Here is a 23357-nt window from a genome sequence, read left to right as displayed (position 1 = left end):
GTTATCATTTTCAGTTTTTATTTGCACGGTGCTATTTGTATCAACAATTGATAAATAGTAATCGTTTTTTTCATGTAAAGAGCTGTTTTAAGTAAGGATATTTGGTTGTAGAAGATATGTAGAAATATAGGAGTGAAGTGGAAGATGAAGAATAAAAGTGTACAAAAAGTTTCCGTGTTGCTTATGTTGGTTGTACTACTCATTCAAAGTGTAATGACACCTATTTTGGCAATTGCTGATACAGATAGTTTGCAAGTCGAAAATAAGATTTTGCTGAATAAACTAGAAGTGGAAACAAAGGATGAGCAAGAAGTAGCGACAGTTTCTCTAGAAACCGAAGTGATAAATAAAACAGATGAAGAACAGACTTATTTAGTTGAAGCAAACTTATCAGTTGAATTGTCATCTAGTACGTCACCATTACCAACAGGTGTAATTGTTAAAGTCAATCAAAAAAAGATTGAAGTGATTGTAGAACCAGCAACGACAGCAAAAGTCCCGTTAAAACTTAGTGTTGCCAAAACTGCTACTAACCAAGAGTTGATTGTTACAACAGATAACGGCAATCAGCAAAAGAACATAAAAATACCACAAATAATAGTAGCAGAAAGCACGACCGAAACGACTACTGTAGAAGAAACAAGTAGTGAAGCCGAAGCGGATCCTGAACCTGAATCTGAGATAGAAACCGCAACTACTGTAGAAGAAACACAAGAAGTCAGTCAATCGACTGTTGAAAGCATGAGTGAAAAAACTGAAACGATTGATTCAACTACTACAGAAGAAACAATATCTACAGAAACTACTGAATCAACAACAATAGAATCAGAGAATGAGACAACACCCAGTGAAGTAGATTCTTCTGAGTCAGTCAGCGATACGTCTGCAGAAGCCACAACTGAATCATCAATCAAAGAAACAACTGAGTCTTCGACAGAAAAGAAAACGACGAAATCAGCCGCTAAAGTTGGTCCTCAGGCTGATGAAGATGAGCCAGTACGGACAGAACCAAAAGAATTGTCTGATGATGAAATCACACTTAAAGATTTTATTCTAACTGACAGCCAAGGAAATCCACCATCTGCGGATCATCCGTTAGACCCGTATAGTGAAGCAGGTGTAAAAATTGCATTTGATTGGAAACTAGAAGAAGGAGATTTACGTGATGTAATTGCTGGTGATACCTACAACTTCCAGTTATCTGAAGCTTTATTTAAAATATTAGACATCAATGCTGCCCCAGGTTCAATTGTCTTTGAAGGAAATTTGGGTGATTATGGTGAATACGTGATTACTGCTGAAGGTCAAGTGACTTTTACATTTAATGAGCGAGCAGCCACAGAGAATATTGTTGAAGGGAAAGTTGAAATCTTTTCATTTATTGATGTAACGAAAATTGAAGAAGGTTCCTCACTAGAATTTGACAATCCTTTTAGCGAATCGAACGAAGAAAAAATCGTGATTTATTTCAAACCTTCTGGAGGAACAGCACTTTCTAAGGAAGGAAAATTAGATAGTAAATTCCAACCTAAGTCAGTTACTTGGAATGTAGATATCAATACTTCAATGGATAAACTAGTAGCACCGACGATTACTGATAATATTCCCGCTGATTTAGCCCTAGTTCCTGACTCTATTGTCATTTATCCTGTTAAAGTGGATGTAGCGACTGGAAAAGTTCTTCCTGGATCAGAAGGAACACCTTTAGCGTCTGATGCGTATACAATTGTTAAAAATAGTGACAATGAATTAGAAATCAAATTTAATGAATTGTCTGGCGATGCTGCTTATCAAGCGTATCGAATAACTTATAAGACTGATGTAAAAAATAACGATTTTGAAGATGATCCAGAGAACCCTCGTGTTTGGGAAAATGAAGTGACGTTATCTGATGATGGTAAAGATGTCAGTGATTCTGCTTCTGTTACACCTAAATATGGCAAACTATTAAATAAAACACGAACTAATTATAATCCTGCGACACAAACCATGACTTGGCAAATCGAATACAATACAGGCATGAAAAAAATTGGAGCGGGTCAAGGTGTTTTCACTGATACTTGGAATCAACCAATGATTTTTGATAAAGATGCTGTGCGTGTTTATGAAGCATCGGTTAATTCAGAAGATGGAACAGTCACAAAAGGTTCTCCAATTACCTCAGGATATACCATTACTGAACAAGAAACTTCTGGAGAAACTACAGGAGGTTTCACTCTAACCTTTGATGGAGAAATTGATGGAACCACGTATATCATTGAGTATGAAACAACCTTGGACAAGCAAATTGATGGGAATGACGTTTCTTTAGAAAACACTGTTGCTGCAGATGGTTATTCTGAAAGTAACAGTGGCGGAACATTTGAACAACAAGGTGTTATCAAAACAGGAACGCCAAATTATGAGAACAAAACGATTGCTTGGTCGATTGGCTTGAATAATAATAAGTATGAGATGCATCATTTGATTGTTCATGATACCTTTCCTGAAGGTTTGTCATTAGTTGATGACAGTCTTGAATTAAGAGTCCAAGGATCAGAGACACTTTTAATTGAAGGTACCGACTATGAATTTGAGAAAACACCAAATGATGAAGGGTTTACTCTGACCTTTATTGGCGATTATGCCGTGACAGAGGAAGCCTTTACGTTGACGTATGTGACGAATTTTGAACGTCAAGAAGATAAAACAACACGTTTCCCTAATCATGTCAAAATTGATTGGGAAGATTCTCAAGAAAACAAGCATTCAAATGAAACCGAAACCCCCGGTCTACCAGAAAACCATGAATTTACTGGAAATAATGGGGATAAAGAAGGAACCTATAACCCACAAGAAAAAACGATTGACTGGGTTATTAATACTAACTACGAAAGCAAGGATATTCATGGTTCTTACGTAATTGAAGACGTTTTGCCTGGGAATCAAGAATTAGTTTCAGATAGTGTTAAAGCGCATGTGTATCAAATTGATCCTAGTACAGGTGCGATTACAATTACAGAAGAATTAACAAGTGGGTTTACGGTAGATACGTCAGACCCAACCAAAATCCGAGTGACGTTTGATGACTCAACCAAAGCAAAGAAAACATTAGGCATAACCTTCCAAACAAAATTTAAAGAGGACAAAGTAGTTGATGCGACAGTCAAAAACACGGCATCAGTTATAGTAGATGGCAACAAAGCCTATGAGTTAGAAAAAGAGGTTATTGTACGTAACGGAAATAAATTTGGGGTTAAAGAAGGAAAACAAATTGAAGGCACCAATCGCCTAGCTTGGAAAATCGAATTGAATCCTAATGGGTCAACCATTAGTGATTATAAGTTAGTGGATACTATTTCTGGTGAAGATGCGCCTGAGGATAGTGATAGTATGCTTTTAGCAGACACCATTAAAGTCTATAAAGCAAGCCTATCTGCAACTGGTGATGTGGAAAAAGGAGAACTTGCAGATTCAAGTGAGTACACTCTTGAAATCAATAATAGTGCAAAGCAATTTACGCTATCGTTCAATGATGTTATTGACCAACCGTATATTTTAGAATATGAAACAATGATTGATGCGACAGGTGCATTTGCAGAAGTCAGTAATAAATATGAAATTACAGGAAATGCAGGAGAGCTTATAGAGGGAGGTTCTTCTTCCGCAGAAGGTGTCCGAATTTCTGGTTCAAAAGGTACAGGTAAAGGTAAACGTGGCGATTTGAAAATTATTAAAAAAGGTGAAAATCAAGCCTTAGATTCTACAAATGCCACGCAAGGTATATTTGAATTATGGGATTCACGTGGACGTACGCAATTAATGACCGAGTCTTTAAATGCAGATGGTGAATTAATTTTCCCAAATTTAGTGGCAGGTACGTATCGAATTGTGGAACGTAAAGCACCTGGTGGCTATGCGATTGATCCTAAATATGCCGATCGTGGACCAGGAACAGGAAAAGGTTTTTCAACCTATTTGAATCTTGATAGTAACCATAAAACGACGCCATTAGAGTTTGAAGTTGAAGATCCACGGTTTAAAGTAGAGTTACGAAAAGAAGATAAAAATGGTAATTTAATTGGTAATCAAACAAATTTTGCAACCTTCAAATTATTTAAAGGTGAAGCCCCTGATGGAGTTGAAGTAACGGAGAATGCGCCTTATGAAGCAAAAGATGGGCGCTTAACCCTTGAACTTACAGAACCAGGCAACTATTACGTTATTGAAGAGCAAGCAGTTGAGGGCTACATTCGTAATACAGCACCGATTTCGTTTGAAGTAAAAGAGAATGCGAACGGCACTCAAACACTTATCGATCCAGTCAAGATTGTTAATTATCAAGGATCAGTGACTTGGAAAAAAGTTAATGAAAATAATCAGGGTATAGTCGGGGCAGTTTTTGAATTAGTCAATGCTGCTGATGATACAGTTATTCTTGCTAAAGAAGCTACCTCAACGGCCTCTGGTGAAGTGAAAATTGAAGGAATTGCTCCAGGAACGTATTATTTAAGAGAGAAAACAGCCGCACCAGACTATATTCTTAATCCTACTAAATCAGCGAATTTTACAATTGACCCTACAAAAGAAGAGGGTGCAGTAGATGTTGACTTAAACGAAGATGAGGATCCGTTAGTCAATTATCGTCGTAAAGCATTTATGGAAAAAGTCTATACTAGTACGGAACCAACATCTGGTGCAAAATTTGTTATTAAGAATGTAGCCACTGGACAATATTATAGTAGTGAGAACGCAACTACTGGTGTTATTACTTGGGGAACCAAAGCGAATGCACAGCGGTTTGAAGAAGAAAACAATAAAGTAATAAGTCCAGCTTTAGGTGCAGGAAATTACGAATTTGAAGAGGTAGAAGTAGCAGGTGGATTAGATGGGTATATTTTAAACTCACAAAATGTAGCATTTACAATCACAGGTGAACAAACTGAGGGAACAGCGACAGTACCACAAGCTGATTATGATACCCAAGAAACGATGATTAACTATCAAGCAAACTTTACTTTAACTAAAGTTTTTGAATCTAACGATGTAACTGATAAGAGTGGCTATACATTTGATTTGTATCAGGGAGCTACTCGAATTCAAACAGGATTAATAACTGATAGTGATGGAGAAATTACGATTCCACATTTAGGTGCCGGCAGTTATGAACTACGAGAAACTGGTGGTCCAGCTGAGTCAACATATTTACGTAATACGACGCCATTAACGTTTACAGTTTCCTCGACAGCCAATGATAACGAGACTAGTAAATTAGAGCTATCAAAATCTTTTACAAATTATCGTGGTAAGATACGTGTAATTAAAGAATTTGAAGATGGTTCAATTACTAATATTAATAAAACGGCAACGTTCCGTTTGCAGAATGCTGATGGGAATTATTATGACGGAATAGATAGTAATGGATTAGCGATGTTCAATCCAACTGGTTCAATATTTACAACTAATGCTGCAACTGGAATTTACATCTTTGAAGGACTAGTTGATGGAGAGTATCAATTAGAAGAAGTGTCTTCTGCAGATGGATATATTCGAATGACAAGTAGTATGACAATTACTATTCAAGAAGGATATCCGGGTTCAAATGCTACAGTAGAACAGCGTGTAACGAACCATAAAGGTAAAGCTGTTCTGAAAAAAGTTGATGACGATGGAAATCCGATTTCTTTATCAGGTTCAAATGCTGAATTTATTGTTTATGATAAAACAGATTTAATGAAAAAACCGGTTGGTAATGTAACGTTTAGAAATACCAATGAAGTATTCGTTACTGGCTTAGATGCTGGAAAAACGTATATTATCGAAGAAAAAACACCACCTAACAATCACATTCGTACAGATGTAACTTATGAATTTACGATTCCATTCGCAACCCCAGATGGAACTGTCGAAGTAACTCAAGGGATTAGAAGCGATCTAAGTGCTCCTGCTGTTCCTGAAGACATGGCTTTAACGAATTATCAAGGATCAGCGACTTTAATCAAACAAGACAAAGACGGCAATCAAATTCCTTTAGAGAATGGGGATGCAACGTTTAAAGTCGTAAAAGATGGCGATACAGAAGAAATGCCCCAAGGAACTGTAACCATCAAAGATGGGAAAGTTCATGTGACGGGATTAGGATCAGGAACCTATCGCTTTGTTGAAACAAGTGCACCAGAAGGTTATTTGATTAATACTGCGGGTTCAGCAACTTTTACTATTGGAGATATTGAAAATGAGCATGAACAAGTTTTTCCAGATGAACTTGAATTGAAAAACTACAAAGGTTCAGTTAGTTTTACAAAACAAAATGGTAGCAATGAAGGCATTGAAGGGGCGGAGTTTGCATTCTATCGAAATGGAGAAGACACGCCAATTAAAGAAGCTTTAACAACCGATGAAAATGGTCATATTTTAGTTGATGAGTTAGCGCCAGGTGATTATTATTTTGTAGAAACAAAACCTGCACCAGGTTATCAATTAAATGCCGCAAAAGTTCCAGTTACAATTGATGGGGCAGCAAATGGTGAGCCGGTAGCTAAAATAGCTAGTTTGACTAATGAGTTAACTCGAATTACCTTCACGAAATACGGTGAGGCAAAACAAGGCTTAGACAAAACGGCTGTTGATGGTGCAACCTTCATTCTTTCTAGAGACAAGGGTGGTTCAACCGAGTACTATACTGGGCCGAATAATCGGGTAGATATAGATGCCGATTGGACAACAGTGAAAGCTGATGCTGTGCTATTTACATCAGACAGCAATGGTCAAGTAACTATCAATGGTTTGCGCCCAGATTCATATACAATTGAAGAAACGTCTGCACCAGTAAGATTTGAAGAAATTGATGAAGAAAATTGGCATACATTGACTTTTGAAATTGATGCTGATGGAAATGCATCATTTGCGTCAGGTTCTGAAATCACTAATATTCGAGAAACAACTGAGTTTGAAGTGACGAAAGTATGGAATGATCAAGAAAACGCCTTTAATACACGTCCTGAAAGTATTCGATTAACTTTACAACGACAAGTTGGAGATAATCCAGCAGTAAACGTTCCTGGCGTAGACCCAGTAGATGTCACACCAGAAACAGTAAACGGTGAAGAAGTGTGGACACATACGTTTAAAGACCTCGTAAAATACGATGAAGCAAACAATGCCTATACATTTCGTGTGGTAGAAACGAAAGTAGCCAATTATGAAACACCGCAGTACTCCGATGAAGGAAAAACGGTAACCAACGTTCTAGAATTGACAGATGTATCTGGTGAAAAAGTTTGGAATGATGGAAATAATTCACAGCAGTCACGCCCGACAACACCAGTCACAATTGAGTTATTAGGTAATGGCGATCCTGTGTTAAAAAATGGCAACCCAGTGACTGCAACACTTGAAGCAAACAATACGTATAAATTTGAGAACTTACCAAAATTTGATTCATCGGGTAATCTTATTCGCTATACAGTACGAGATTCGATCGCTGGATATACAAGTAGTAGCAATTCAGACGGTACAGAATTAACCAATACGCTAGATTCGACATCTATTACAGTGACCAAAGTTTGGAAAGGCGATGCAGCAGTTGCCTCAATGACACGTCCTGAAAGTATTCAATTACAATTGTACAGTCGTGAGAAAAATAGTTCAGCTCCATTTGTAGCTGTGACACCAGCAAACATTCAAACTATTTCAGGTTCTACAGCTGAGTGGTCATATACTTTTGGAGGTCTTGCAAAATACCGAAACATCGAGGATGAACTTGTTGAATTGGAATATGCAGTCAAAGAAGTAGCGTCTGAAAGCCTAAATGGTTATGAAGTAAGCTATGAAGAAGACGATTTAGAGTTTGCATTAAATGGACAAGAAATTACGAATACATTAAAAACAACAGATGTGCCAGTCGCAAAACGATGGGCGGGAGAACCAGCAGATTATAATGATCGACCAGCTTCGGTTACGTTTGTTTTAGATCGCTATGTAGCTGGACAAACAGAAGTGGATGGGCAAGCAATCGCATCGCATCAACTAACAGGTAATGATTGGGAGTATAGCTTTACTGGATTACCAACGTATGATAAGAATGGTAACGCGTATAGCTATCAAGTACGTGAAACAGATTTAAATGATGGCTACACACCAAGTGGACCGATCGTAGAAAATGGTACGCAAGTGATTACCAATACATTTGTTCCAGATACAGCAATTTCAGTGACGAAAAACTGGCAAGATACCTCAGATGAAAGCATTCGACCAGAAAGTATTGTTGTTATCCTTTCTCGTTATACAACTGATGCCAACAATCCGGTGGAACTTACTAGAGCAACACTAAATGCAGATAATGATTGGACAACACTTTTTGATGATTTACCAAAATATAATAGTGACAATGAGAGATACACGTATCTTATCGAGGAAGTAGCTGTTTTTGGCTACACTTCTCAAGCAGCTATCACTACTGAAACAGGGAAACATGTGACTATTACCAATACACTAGACACAGTAAATATCCCAGTCAAAAAAGTATGGGATGATCACGGGTTTACTGTCGAACATCAAAATAGTGTCCGGTTCACCTTAACTCGCCAAACAGAAGCTGGCGAGACAGACCCAAGTTTTGTTTCACGTACACTAACGCTTGATTCGACAACGAATTGGCAGGGGGCATGGAATGGCTTAGCAAAAGTTGATAAAGAGGGCAATCCATTCATGTATACTGTGACAGAAGTAGAAACTGATATTCCAGCAGGCTATACTGCCAGTACGCCGGTATCTGTTGATGCAGATGAGGCTGTTGAAGCTGAACCATTGACTATTACGAACACGCTAGATCCAACTGATATTACGATTACAAAAGTGTGGGAAGATCATAGCAATGCGTTTAATACACGACCAATGGCAATTACGTTTAATTTGATGAAAAACATTGGTACAACCGAGGAACCGAATCTTATTCCAGTAGTGAAAAACGATAATTCATTGACACAAGCAGATGCGACACTTGACGACTCTGCTACAGATGAATGGACGTACACCTTTACTGGTTTACCTAAATATGAAGACGGCAAAGAAATTCAATACACAGTCGTTGAAACAAATGCACCAAAAAATTATGAAAGTTCAGTAACAGGGACGACTCTTACGAACACTCTACCAACTGTCGCTATTGCAGGTACAAAAAACTGGCAAGATAACGATGATAAATATACGACACGACCAGCGTTAGCAGCTATTAATGCCATTGATGTTACCTTGTATGTGAAAGGTGAAGAAATCCCTGTTCAAAAAGGCGGTCAAGATGTAACGACGAAACTTGTTGCAACAGAGGAAGATCCGAATGGGCACTATTCATTTACTGACTTACCAAAATTGGATGCGGACGGTAATGAAATTACGTATATCGTCAAAGATAGTGTCAAAGGATACGTGAGCAGTAGCAGTGATGGTGCAACTGAACTAACGAATACGTTGAAAACACCAGTTGAAATCAAAGGTCAAAAAATTTGGATGGGATCAAATAATACACCAATTACAGATGCGGTCTTTTTACCAGCAGAAATCACGATTTATTTAACTCGCAAAGTCAAAGATTCAACAGATGACTTTGTTAAGTTAGCAGAGACAGAGCAAAAAATCACTGCAGCAAACGATTGGGAATATTCATTTGATAACCAACCACAATACAATCAAGCCAATGAAGAATATGAATATTTAGTACGAGAAGAAGTTCCAAATGGCTACACATTTACGCCAGATCCAGCAAATAGAACCTTAACGAACAAGTTGCAGACAACGAAAGTGACAGCAACGAAAGTCTGGGAAGATTCTGGTGAGGAAAATAGCCGTCCAGATGAAATCACCTTTAAATTGTATCGTTCAGTTGAAGGTGGACAACCAGAAGAAGTTGAAACCAAATCATTAACGAGAGCCAATAAACTATTACTCTCAGATAACTGGCAAATTGAATTTACCGACTTACCAACTCACAATCGAGAAGGTAAAAAATATATCTATACAGTAGATGAGTCTGATAAACCAGACTGGTATACGAAAGATATCCAGCAAGAAGACAATGAGGTGACAATCACTAATACTGTCTTAAAACCTGGAGAAGTAGCGGTTGAAAAAATATGGAATGATTTAGATGATACAAGCAGTCGTCCAAGTGAAATTACCGTTCATTTATATCGTAGTATTGAAGGTACGCCTTTTTCAACCGAAGCTTATCAGACGCAGATCTTAAAAGCAGAAGATTTCGATGAGAACGCGCGGACATGGAGTTATGTGTTTAAAGAGCTGCCGACACAAGATAAAAATGGTGAACCATATATTTATCAAGTAACTGAAGAGGCAGTAACTGGCTACACGACAACTCTGGAAAATGAAGGTCAAACGAAAACAATCACTAACACTTTAAACAGTGTAGAAATACAAGGAACCAAAGATTGGGAAGATGCACAAAATATGAGTGCACGTCCTGCTCAAGTAACGATTGAACTTTATCGTAAACTTGTGACAGAGGAGGATTTCCCAGAAGAAGCGTTGCGTAGTCAACCGATTACGGCACCGTGGAAGTATGACTTTGGTAAATTAGCAGCTACCGATTCAAACGGCACGGCTTATGAATACAAGATTGCAGAAGTCCCTGTAGCAGGATACGAAACAAGTATTACAAGTTCGATAGTTACCAATACGTTAGACACAACTTCTGTGGAAGCAACCAAAATTTGGGAGGACAACGATAATTCATTTGGTACACGCCCAGACGAAGTAACCTTCCAATTAATGCGTCGTACAGCTTCAGGATTAGTTCCGGTTCAAAAAGTTACTGAATCAAACGGTGAGTTAGTGTCAGAAACAATTACCAAAACGTTAACCGAGGATGACGTGGATGATGAGGATGACAACAAATGGGTAGTCGCATTTACTGATTTACCGAAAGTTGACAATCAAGGAACAATCATTGAATATGTGGTTCAAGAAATGCCAATGGAGACCGATAAACCACTTCTTGGCTATACAACAACGTATAGCGATGATCATCTAACAGTTACGAACACACTGGATGTAACACATGAAGTGGAAGTAACGAAGGAATGGCAGGACCATCAGAATGAAGCGAATACCCGTCCAGAATCAATTACCTTTGAACTGCAACGGAATGGTAGCTCGGCATTAGATACTCAAGGGGAACCAATTACAGCGACTGTTACTGGGGAAATGACAGCTGACACATGGCGTCATACCTTTACTGGTTTACCAAAATATGATGGTAATGGGACTGAGTTCACGTATACCGTAACAGAAAAAGCTATTAACGGATACACGCGTAAAGATGATGGCACAGGATTAACCGTGGTCAATGGGTTGATTACGGATCAAAAACTGTCTGTCAAAAAAGTGTGGCAAGGTGATGAAGACCACAAACAAGCAACGCGACCAACTAGCATTCATGTCCAACTCTTCCGTCAACTGGATGATGAATTGGAATTAGTGACCGATGCAGGTGTCATCAATGAATTAACTCTTAATGAAGCAAATGAGTGGACCGGTGAATTCACTGGTTTACCGCAATATCAGCAAGGTGATTCAACGAAACCATTTGTGTATGTTGCTAGAGAAATGACAGCAGATGAATTAGTTGGTTATACACCAACCTATGCATTTGATGAGGAAGAAAATCAATATGTTGTAACCAATACGTTACAAACAACGAAAGAAATTTCAGTGAAGAAAATTTGGGAAGACGCAACAGACAAGACAAGTCGCCCAGATAAAATAACCTTTGAAGTGGTCCCTTATATTGATGGTCAAGAAGACATGAGTTTCACTCACCGCAAACAAATTGAAGTGACAGGAACGACAGATACCGATGAATGGACAGCTGAAATTACTGGCTTACCAACCCATAATAAAGATGGCAAAGAATATATGTATGGTGTGAGAGAAATTGATGTACCACACGGTTATCGTGATATTTCATCCGCTGGTTTGACGACTGCGATTACCAATGAATTAATTCCACAAGATGCGATTTCTGTCAGAAAAATTTGGGAAAATAAAAATGATGGTAATACGGAACAAATTCAACCAGACATTACTGTTCAGTTATATCGTCATACTGATGGAGAAATGGAAGAATTAGTTAATACAACGACCTTAACAGCAGACAAATTAAGCCATCTATTCACAGGTTTAGCTAAACAAAACAAAAATGGGAATACGTATATTTATACAGTCAAAGAAGTGGTTCCAGATGGTTATGATGCCGTAATTGATGTGGCAGAATTAGGAACACAAGTGGACATTACGAATACGTTGAAAACCACGGATGTCACTATTGAAAAAATTTGGGAAGACACTTCAGACAGAAGTATTCGTCCAGATTATATTGACTTTACGTTATATCGTTACACCACCGATGAAGACGAACGTCAAGAAGTTCAAGTAAATAGTGAAACAACACTAACAGCTAACGGCTGGCGTACGACATTCACAGGTTTAGCACTTAAAGATGCTTCTGGTGCAGATTATACGTATACTGTGGAAGAAGCAAATGTGAATGGGTATCAAGATCCAATAATTACTACTGAGAAAAGTAGTGAGGGTCAAAAAGTAACGATTACCAATAGATTAGAAATCACGCAAGTTCATGCGATGAAGGTGTGGTCAGATAATGACAATGCATTAAACACGCATCCAACAAGTATTACATTGAACTTAATGCGTCACGTTGGTGATGAATTAGAACCAGTAACGCGACTAGTTGCGGGCGGTGAAGAGTTAGTGACAGCTATTGTCGAACCAGATAGCGAGGATAACTGGTCACATTCGTTCACAGGTTTACCGAAATTTGACCAAATGGGTGAACCAATCGTTTATACCGTTGAAGAAGTACCTGTAAATGGATATCAAACAACTTATACAGATGAGACGGATGAGCAAACCGGTGAAGTGACGACAACGATTACGAATACTTTCCAACCAGTTACATTAACTGGTAAGAAAATTTGGAATGACCATGATAATGTCTGGGGAACGCGCCCAGACGGTATTCAACTTAACCTTTACCGTCATACAGCAAGTGATACAGAACCAAAATTAGTAACAGCAACAATTACCACTAAGAACCAAAATTGGGAATACACATTTGATAATTTACCAGCATATAATCAAGTATCTGAGAAATATATTTACACGATTGAAGAAGAAGTCGTACCAGGTTATGAACGAACAAATTCTGAAGTAGCTTGGCAAATTGGTACAGAACCTGTGTTAACGGTAGAAAATACGTTGATGACACCAATTAGTCTGTCGGGTACGAAGTCTTGGATTGGCGATGAATCATTTGCAACTGTTCGTCCAACTACCGTAACAATTGAATTGTTGCGTGATGGTCAGCCAGCATTAGATACAAATGGTGAACCAATTACGACAACAACTGATTCGCAAGGCAAGTATTACTTTACAGGGCTACCAGCATTTGAAAAAGCAAATACCAACAAACCGTTTGAATATTCAGTTCGTGAGATTACACCAGATGGTTATCAAGCACATTTAGATGATGTTGTTGCGGATGAAGACAATGCTACGAAATTGATTCAAAATATCGAAAATGAATTACAAACAACAAAAATTGATGTGAAGAAAGTTTGGGTAGATGATACAGACAATAGTAGTCGTCAATCGGTCACTTTTGAAGTAGTCCCAATGATTGATGGCGAAGTGGATGAAGCCTTTACCAATCATCCAACCGTAACTTTAAATCCAGATGATGCTGGTTTCTTTAGCCAAAATACGTGGACGGGTGAAATTACTGGTTTACCAATGTATAACAGCGAAGGAAAACTTTATGAATATACGATTCGTGAAGTAAATGTTCCAAATGGTTATGAAGCAACGGTAACTGATAACCGAACCATTACCAATACATTGCTTGAAAAAGGCGATATTCTTGTTGAAAAAATTTGGAAAGATGAACAAGATACGAGTGTTCGTCCAGCAAGTATTACGTTCAATTTATATCGTCAAGTTCAAGGCAAGCCAGAAACAAAAACACTATTTAAAGAAGCGGTGAGCTTGGAACCTAGTCCATCAGAAACTTCCGGCAGTCGTTGGACCTATAAATTTGAAGGCTTAGCAGATAAGAATAAAGATGGGGAAGCCTATGTTTATTCTGTCGAAGAGCATGAAGTAGCCGGCTATACGACAGAAGTGGATAATTCTGACGCACAAACCAAAGTCATCACTAATGAATTAAAAGCAACCGATGTTACAATCAAAAAAGTTTGGAAAGATGCACATGATCAAAGTATTCGTCCAACAAGTATTACATTCAACTTGTACCGCGAAATAAAAGATCAACCAGAAACCAAAGTGCTCTTTAGAGAAAACGTGACCTTCACGCCGTTAGATAAAACATCTGCGACATGGGAAATGAAGCTGGTTAATCTAGCTGCCAATGATTCAACAGGCAAAGAGTTTATTTATACGGTGGAAGAACATGCCGTGTCAGGTTATACATCAACGACAGAAGCTACCACTATGACGAACTCGTTGCAGACAACTAGCTTATCGATTGAGAAAAAATGGCGTGATCAAGACAATCAATTTGGATTGCGACCAGAAAGTATTCATCTACAAGTGATGAAAGTCAAAGATGGTACACTTGTTCCGGCAGAAAGAAACGTTGTTAGAGATGGTGAAGTTATGACTGAAACTATTGAAGCGACTGTGGATGAAGACGATGAATGGACCTATACTTTTGCTAATTTACCACGAGTAGATACAACTGGTGAAACCATCTCGTATCGTGTTATTGAAAGCCCAGTTGCTGGGTATGACACCATATATAGTGATGATGACTTAACTATTACGAACACGCTGCAAACAACCACACTTGAAGGTGATAAAATTTGGGATGATTTGGACAATCAGTATAAGCTGCGTCCAGAAGAAGTGACAGTCTATGTAACCCGAAATGGCGAACGCTGGACAGATGTCCCAGCTCAAACATTGTCTGAGGACAATTGGCATTATCATTTTGCAGACTTACCAACAATTGATGCGCAAGGGAAACCTTATGTGTATGCTGTTGTCGAAGAGCCTGTCGCAGATTATACTGCGGAAATGCGAGATGGAGAGCTGATTAATCATCTAAACACGATGAAAGTAATTGTAACAAAAGAATGGATCGATGAGAAAAACCAAGCAAACAAACGTCCAGATACTGTAACAGTGAAACTGTATGCCAACGATGTGTTCATAAAAGATTTAGTTCTGACTGGCGAAGACTGGCAGGCTGTCACGACAGTACCTGCAACATTCAAAGGTCAAAAAGTCATCTATTCTATTGAAGAAATACCAGTAGAGGGGTATGATTCCGAAGTATCCGGCAGTGCAAGTAGCGGATTTACAGTAACCAATACTTACCAGCCAACAGAACCAGAAGAATCAACAACCGAAAGCACAAGTACAAGCGAAACTGACTCAAGCAGTACGCCAGAAACAGAAAGTACAAGCGAGACTGACTCAAGCAGTACATCAGAAACGGAAAGCACAAGTACAAGCGAAACTGAATCAAGTAGTACGCCAGAAACGGAAAGTACAAGCGAGACTGACTCAAGCAGTACATCAGAAACGGAAAGTACAAGCGAAACCGACTCAAGTAGTACGCCAGAAACGGAAAGCACAAGTACAAGCGAGACTGACTCAAGCAGTACAACAGAAACGGAAAGCACAAGTACAAGCGAAACCGACTCAAGTAGTACGCCAGAAACGGAAAGTACAAGTACAAGCGAGACCGACTCAAGTAGTACAACAGAAACAGAAAGTACAAGCGAGACTGACTCAAGTAGTACGTCAGAAACGGAAAGCACAAGTACAAGCGAAACTGACTCAAGCAGTACGCCAGAAACGGAAAGCACAAGTACAAGCGAGACTGACTCAAGTAGTACACCAGAAACGGAAAGTACAAGTACAAGCGAGACTGACTCAAGTAGTACGTCAGAAACGGAAAGTACAAGCGAGACTGACTCAAGCAGTACATCAGAAACGGAAAGTACAAGTACGAGCGAAACCGACTCAAGTAGTACGCCAGAAACGGAAAGCACAAGTACAAGCGAAACTGACTCAAGCAGTACGCCAGAAACGGAAAGTACAAGTACAAGCGAGACCGACTCAAGTAGTACAACAGAAACAGAAAGTACAAGCGAGACTGACTCAAGTAGTACACCAGAAACGGAAAGTACAAGTACAAGCGAGACTGACTCAAGTAGTACGTCAGAAACGGAAAGTACAAGCGAGACTGACTCAAGCAGTACATCAGAAACGGAAAGTACAAGTACGAGCGAAACCGACTCAAGTAGTACGCCAGAAACGGAAAGCACAAGTACAAGCGAAACTGACTCAAGCAGTACGCCAGAAACGGAAAGTACAAGTACAAGCGAGACCGACTCAAGTAGTACAACAGAAACAGAAAGTACAAGCGAGACTGACTCAAGTAGTACACCAGAAACGGAAAGTACAAGCGAGACTGACTCAAGTAGTACACCAGAAACGGAAAGTACAAGCGAGACTGACTCAAGCAGTACAACAGAAACAGATAGTTCAAGCGCAACTACTGGCACAACATCTAATGGGAAACCAGAGACGTCAAATTCTCCTAATACTAATAACAAAACAGATAATTCCAATCAATCAGGTTATCTGCCACAAACAGGAGAAGTTCAATCATGGCTACTGTTCATTGTTGGTATGGGACTTATCGGTAGTGCGGTAACACTAGGTCTAAAACGCAGAAAAAAATAAAAAACTTTCTACTACTTTTTCGTAACTAAATAGTTTAGTTAATGAATAGTGGTAAAAAGAAAGTGAAAAATAGTAAAGGCTCTAAGAAATTGTCCCTATTTCTTAGAGCCTTTTTTGGTAGTCTAATTATTTGAATTTTATTTAAAATAAACCAAACTATATCATTAATATTTAATGAAAAGAACCGATAGATACTTTGAATCAAAGACTAACAAATGGAATATCAATTGCATCAAACTATTTTTAGAGTTATTCACAGAAATCGAGAAGCGCTTCACTAGGTAGTGAGGCGAATATTTTTGTAGATAAGGTATGGAAACTCCTTTTGATAGCGGTTGCAAGTTTCTAAGAAAGACTTTTGAATTCATTTATTATGAGGAGGAGTACTATGAAGAAGAACCAAAAAAGCATTGGGAAAATTATTTTTTTTGCATTAATATCACTAGCATTATTACCTGTAGCAATTATGTTAATGAGCTCATACAAAATTAATATGGATTTATTACAAGAGCGCAATGAAGTGACGCAACAAAGTACGACACAAGCAGTAATCACTGAAAAAGACATGTTATTAACGATGATGGAGACTCGTTTAAGTGAAATTTCTACTTTACCAGTGTTTCAAGAAGAGTTTGATTTAGCTGAGATTCATAGCGTATTAGAGTTAGTAACCCGTGGTGATGGAAATATTAAAGGAATGAACTTTGCAACATCTGATGATCGGTTTACTTCTTTAAATAATTTACCGAGTGATTTTGTTCCTAGTTCACGTCCATGGTATCAGTTGGCGGTAGAAAATCAGGGAGAAATTGGTTGGACAACACCATACAAAGATGCTGCTTCAAATGATTATTTAACGACAGCTTCTAAACTAATTAAAAATAAAGATGGTGATTGGGGCGTTCTGACTATCAATATTTCTTTTGAGAAAATTGGGCAGTTATTACAGAAATTAACAGTTGGACGAACGGGTTCGATTACTCTGGTTTCAACGAATGGTATTATTGTGGCAGATGCAAATTCAGAAAAAGTTGGACAAGATATTTCTAAAACAGCTCTATTTTCAGCATTGCTTGAACATCAGGAAGCCCAAGGACTAGTTGAAGTGAAAACAAAGGAACCTGAATATCCAGAAGTAGCCAATGTTTATTTCAATAAAGGCAAAGAAGGAAATCAAACATTTGCGTTTGCATCGATTATGGATAATGAGTACAAAATCGAAACCAATGCGTTATTGACTTCTTCAGCAATTGTGGCAATAGCTTTATTAATTTTAGTTGGCTTCTTTGCATTTATTGTACAAAAACTTGTCAAAGAGATTATTTCAATTTTTGAATCATATTTCAATGGTATGAAGGTTGGAACCTATCAAAAAATTAAAAAAACAACAAAAGGTACGGAGAAAGGTTTCAGTCTGAAAACTAGAGCAAAACGTTATGTTTATCCAGATGAACAAGGAACAGAAATTCATCGCATGGCTGCCAATTTCAATGAAATGATTGATGGTATCGAGAACATAACTGTACAATCACAAAAACAAAGCGAACAAGTTGCAGAGATGGCGGATGCATTACTTGAGTTAGCTCAACAGACCACTTTAGCAACAGGCGAAGTTACGGACACTATCACTGGTGTAGCTGAAGTAACCGGCACACAAGCGCAAGAAACAGAATATAGTGTTAGCCAAATGCAACAACTATCAGATGTTATTCGAGAACTAACCGCCAATGTCATTGCATTAAATAATCAATCACAAGATGCCAATTCAAGCAATCAGCAAAGCATGGAAGTGATGGATGCAGTAAATTCTAGTTGGAAACAAGAAATGGAACAAATGAGTGAATTAGTTACGGGAATGAGTAGTATGAATCAAAGTATTCAAGCGATCAATCAAATCATTAATGTAATCAACGATATTTCGTATCAAACGAATTTATTAGCTTTAAACGCATCGATTGAAGCAGCACGTGCAGGTGAATCAGGCAAGGGTTTTGCGGTTGTTGCTGCTGAAATTCGCCAATTGGCAGAACAAAGCAAAAGTTCGACCAAAGAAATTGAAACGATTATTAGCACTATTCAAGGAAAATCGAATCAAATGGTTGAAAAAGTCTCTCGTTCATTAGAAGGTGGAGAAAATCAAACACGCTTGATTCATCAAGCTATTACCTCAGCACAAGATGTGTTGGAACGCACTTCAGCAATGGCTAACAATATTCATGAGATTGAAGTATCCAATGATCGGATTGTCACAATTCAAAGCGGTGTGTTGGGGAATTTAGAAAGCATCTCTGCTTCAACAGAAGAAAATGCAGCAGGAACGCAAGAAGTGTCAGCCAATGCCGAAGAAGTTTTGGCAACAATGGAAGAGTTTGTTGGTCACGTGAGAGACTTACAAAGCATTGCTACTGATTTAAAACGAATGATGTCTTCGTTAAGGTTTGTCAAAGAAGATTAATCAGACAAGCATAGCCAAATGATGGAATATAACAAGAAGAGTTTGGAAAAATGGGAGCTAACTTCTGATAAAAGAGTAGCATAGTTCTCATGTATTGCGCTCCAAAGATACTTTTTGCAGATAGAATAGAAAAAGTCAGAACCAAAGTGCAAATTTTTGTTCTGACTTTTCATTTTAGGACGACTAAAAGCGGTGTAATTGAACTATATCTGATCTTTTCATCTAATAACGGAAAAATAACCTGTCTTTCAATTACTCTAGTCATCTTTTTTACAGTTATAGAAACTCCTTGTAAAGTATTGTATGATAAAGAAGAAATAAAAGGAGGGGAAACGATGCCTACGATTAAGGATGTTGCAAACTATACAGGTGTTAGTCCAACAACTGTCTCTAATGTCATTCACGGACGAACTACTAAAGTATCTGCAGAAACGAAATTAAAGGTGGAGCAAGCTTTAAAAGAACTAAAGTATCATTCGAATATGGCTGGACGTTTATTAGCAAAAAATGGCTCACGAATCATTGGTGTGATTTTCCAAGATGACCGTGCGATTTCTACGCATACGTATGACAATCCTTATTTAGGTGAATTCATACAAGCTGTGGAAACTGCGATTAGAGAAGCTGGTTATTTTATGATGTTTCAACGTGTCTCTTCCGTTGATGATGGCGTAAAGTTAGTACAGATGTGGGATTTAGAAGGTGTTGTTTTATCGGGAACATCGCCTAAAGATTTAAGTGAATGGACGAATAGCTTAAAGATTCCAATTGTCTTTTTAGATATGTATCCCCAAAAAGAGGCAGATATTTTAAACATTGGGGTGGATGATTTACAAGCAAGTTATGAAATGACTCACTATTTAGTTTCTAAAGGGCATCAAGAAATTGCTTTTATCGCATTTGGCAAATCATTTGAGGATTGGATAGGCGTTGATGAAAAACGGGCACAAGGGGTTAAAAAAGCTTTAGCAGAGCATCAATTAAAACCCAATTATTTCAGTGCGCCGAATAGTGAAGAAGCATTTGCAGTATTTATTCAGGCATTTGCCAAAAAACATGCAGGTCATATTACCGCATTATTTTTTGCTTCAGACTTAATGGCAGTACGAGCGCAGTCAGTGCTATCCAATCATGGTTGGCATATTCCGGACGACTTTTCGATTGCGGGTTTCGATGGAACGTTATTAGCAAAACTAGCTACGCCACAAATTACGACAGTTTATCAAAATATCTTGCAAAAAGCTGAAAAGGGCATTCAATTATTATTAGCTGATATTAGAGGACAACAACTTACGAAACGCACCATTCAAATAACAACGACATTTATCGAGGGACAATCAGTCAAAAAAATAAAATGAAAGCGTTGACTATTACGAAGATACACTGTATAGTGTTAGCATATGGTGTTTCGAAACACCTAAATCAATCTCCAAATCCAGAATAAAAGTGATTTCTTTTATTCTGGTAAAAAAATAACAATTAGTGTTACGTAACACCTATGTGAAATACAAACATCAATTAATAAATTAAATCGTAAATGATACAACAGTTTAGGAGGAAAAAAGTATGAATAAGCATTGGTGGCAAGAAGTCGTAGTATATCAAATTTATCCACGTAGTTTTAACGATAGTAATGGTGATGGAATTGGTGATTTACGAGGGATTATTGAAAAACTTGATTACCTAGAAAAATTAGGAATTGGTGCGATTTGGTTATCACCCGTTTATCAATCACCGAATGACGACAATGGTTATGATATTTCAGATTATGAAGCCATTATGGATGAATTTGGCACGATGGCAGATATGGATGAACTATTAGTTGAAGCTAATAAGCGCAAGATTAAAATTGTGATGGATTTAGTTGTAAATCATACTTCTGATGAACACGCTTGGTTTGTGGAAGCCAAAAAAGGCAAAGATAATCCGTATCGTGATTATTATGTCTGGGCTGATCCAGTGAATGGAGAGGCACCAAATGATTTGCGTTCAGCATTTTCAGGTTCAGCATGGGAATTTGATGACGCCAGTGGGCAATATTACTTACATCTTTTCAGCAAAAAACAACCTGACTTAAATTGGGAAAAGTCAGAAGTTCGTCAAGCTGTTTATGATATGATGAATTTCTGGATTGATAAAGGAATTGGCGGTTTCCGGATGGATGTGATTGACTTAGTAGGGAAATTGCCATTACAAGGAATTACAGGTAATGGACCACATTTACATGACTATTTGCAAGAGATGAATCAAGCGACATTTGGAAATCATGATTTATTAACAGTAGGTGAAACGTGGGGAGCTACTCCTGAAATTGCCAAATTATATTCTCATCCAGAACGACATGAATTATCTATGGTTTTCCAATTTGAACATATTGGTTTGGATCAGCAACCTGGAAAATCAAAATGGGATTTAAAACCGATTGATATTGCGGAATTAAAAACAGTCTTAGCTAAATGGCAAACTGAGTTAGGGAATGAAGGTTGGAATTCGTTATTTTGGAACAACCATGATTTACCACGAATGATTTCACGCTGGGGAAATGATGGAGAGTACCGTGTGCAAAGTGCTAAAATGTTGGCTATTTTATTGCATATGATGAAAGGAACACCGTATATTTACCAAGGTGAAGAAATTGGGATGACCAATACGCCAATTACGGATATTTCTCAAGCGGAGGATATTGAAACTGTTAATTTATATCATGAACGCTTGGCTGAAGGCTATACACAAGAAGAAATTTTAATGTCAATCAATGCTAAAGGACGGGATAATGCACGTCGACCAATTGCTTGGGATGATTCTACCAATGGTGGTTTTACCTCGGGAACACCGTGGTTAGCCTTGAATGATAATTACAAAGAAATCAATGTTGAAGCTGCCTTGGCTGATCCAACTTCGATTTTCTACACGTACCAAGAGTTAGTCCAATTACGCAAAGATCATCCGATTATGGTTTGGGGAGATTTTGAATTAGTGGATACGGTTGCTGAAGTGTTTAGCTATTACCGAACTTATGAAGCTGAACGATGGTTAGTTGTGACAAACTTTTCGAATGAACCACAACCATTCACAATAGATGATGAATTGGTCGCAACAGTGATTTGTAATGATGAACCAGTGACTACCTTAAAAGAATTGACATTAAAACCATGGCAAGCATTTGTTGTGAAAGTAAATTAAAAAATTGCGCTTCCTTAACAGGAGGCGCAATTTTTTTGTGACAGATTTTAAAGGTTTGTTTTAAGAATGAATATGTTGGAAATTAAAGGCAGCACCAATTAGATTGGCATTATTTTGATACTCACAAGCGCATACTTCCGGCATAATGGAAGGAACGCCTGATTCTGTTAATAAGGCAAGCAAACGATCTTTAACCGCTACTGTAACTTCTGGTCGAGCGGAAATACCGCCACCGATAATCACCATAGCTGGATCAATCGATACTTGAATGTTATACAGAGCTTCAGCGATATTTTGATACATGTTATTCAAAGCCGCAATCGCTTGTTCATCTCCTGCATCTTTGCGTTCAAATAATTCTTTTCCAGTAATCAGGGTGCCAATTTTTTCAGAGAAGCGCGCAGCTGTATTCACTGCTGTTCCGTTGTAACTTAATGTATTGCCATTGCGATTTTGCATTAAACCAAATTCGCCACCAAATAGATGTGCCCCTTTATACAATTTACCATTGATGAAAATGGCGCCACCTACACCTGTACCAATGACGACAAAGACGGCATGTTGTATTTTCTGGCCGGCACCAATTTCAATCTCACAAATGCCTGCACAATTCGCATCGTTTTCAATTGCGACAGGTAAACCTAGATAAGCTTCTAACTCATCAAAAATTGGGCGTTCATGAATATAAGGAACAGCGCTGATTCCATCAATACGACGTTCAGCCACATTGACCGCACCAGGTGAGCTGATGGCTACGCCTGTGATGGTTGTTTCGTAAGCATCAATGACGGTTTTTAATTGACTTTGTAGTTCTTCAAACGTACCAGGGGTGGGAAATTGGTTGACATGATGCAATGTTTCTTGATTCCATAAGCCATATTTTACGGCTGAGCCGCCAATATCAAAGACTGCAATACTCATATTTTTTCTC

Annotated in this window: 5 protein-coding genes; 4 read left to right on the top strand and 1 reads right to left on the bottom strand. The window is 38.2% G+C overall.

The genetic code is table 11. From position 1 onward, the window contains the following. Window positions 1-144: 144 nt before the first annotated feature. The 4 genes from AC4BC7_RS11245 to AC4BC7_RS11230 all read left to right on the top strand — a co-directional run bounded on the left by AC4BC7_RS11245 (window position 145) and on the right by AC4BC7_RS11230 (window position 22426). Window positions 145-16788 (top strand): Cna B-type domain-containing protein, encoded by a 16644-nt coding sequence (locus AC4BC7_RS11245; protein WP_490502889.1) that lies wholly within the window; start codon window positions 145-147, stop codon window positions 16786-16788. A 388-nt stretch (window positions 16789-17176) separates the two neighbouring features. Then, on the top strand, window positions 17177-19243 hold the full coding sequence (locus AC4BC7_RS11240) for a methyl-accepting chemotaxis protein (RefSeq protein ID WP_490502888.1): 2067 nt from the start codon (window positions 17177-17179) through the stop codon (window positions 19241-19243). 335 nt (window positions 19244-19578) lie between these two features. After that, complete coding sequence (locus tag AC4BC7_RS11235) at window positions 19579-20601, top strand: LacI family DNA-binding transcriptional regulator (protein WP_207871838.1); 1023 nt, start codon at window positions 19579-19581, stop codon at window positions 20599-20601. Window positions 20602-20809: 208 nt separating this feature from the next. Beyond that, window positions 20810-22426, top strand: coding sequence for a glycoside hydrolase family 13 protein (locus AC4BC7_RS11230; protein ID WP_490502887.1), 1617 nt, complete (start codon window positions 20810-20812; stop codon window positions 22424-22426). A gap of 60 nt (window positions 22427-22486) precedes the next feature. Here the strand turns inward: AC4BC7_RS11230 and AC4BC7_RS11225 are convergent, their stop codons facing one another. Further along, complete coding sequence (locus AC4BC7_RS11225) at window positions 22487-23347, bottom strand: ROK family protein (RefSeq protein ID WP_490502886.1); 861 nt, start codon at window positions 23345-23347, stop codon at window positions 22487-22489. Window positions 23348-23357 lie beyond the last annotated feature (10 nt).

It is taken from the genome of Enterococcus sp. AMC1623, assembly GCF_058216495.1.
The sequence above is the reverse complement of the archived record's forward strand: the minus strand, read 5'-3'. Positions and strand labels throughout refer to the sequence as shown.

What these genes read in the sequence shown, in the direction of transcription:
- AC4BC7_RS11230 (WP_490502887.1), top strand. Translation starts at nt 20,810, where the DNA reads ATGAATAAGCATTGGTGGCAAGAAGTCGTAGTATATCAAATTTATCCA.
- AC4BC7_RS11240 (WP_490502888.1), top strand. Translation starts at nt 17,177, where the DNA reads ATGAAGAAGAACCAAAAAAGCATTGGGAAAATTATTTTTTTTGCATTA.
- AC4BC7_RS11235 (WP_207871838.1), top strand. Translation starts at nt 19,579, where the DNA reads ATGCCTACGATTAAGGATGTTGCAAACTATACAGGTGTTAGTCCAACA.
- AC4BC7_RS11245 (WP_490502889.1), top strand. Translation starts at nt 145, where the DNA reads ATGAAGAATAAAAGTGTACAAAAAGTTTCCGTGTTGCTTATGTTGGTT.
- AC4BC7_RS11225 (WP_490502886.1), bottom strand. Translation starts at nt 23,347, where the DNA reads ATGAGTATTGCAGTCTTTGATATTGGCGGCTCAGCCGTAAAATATGGC.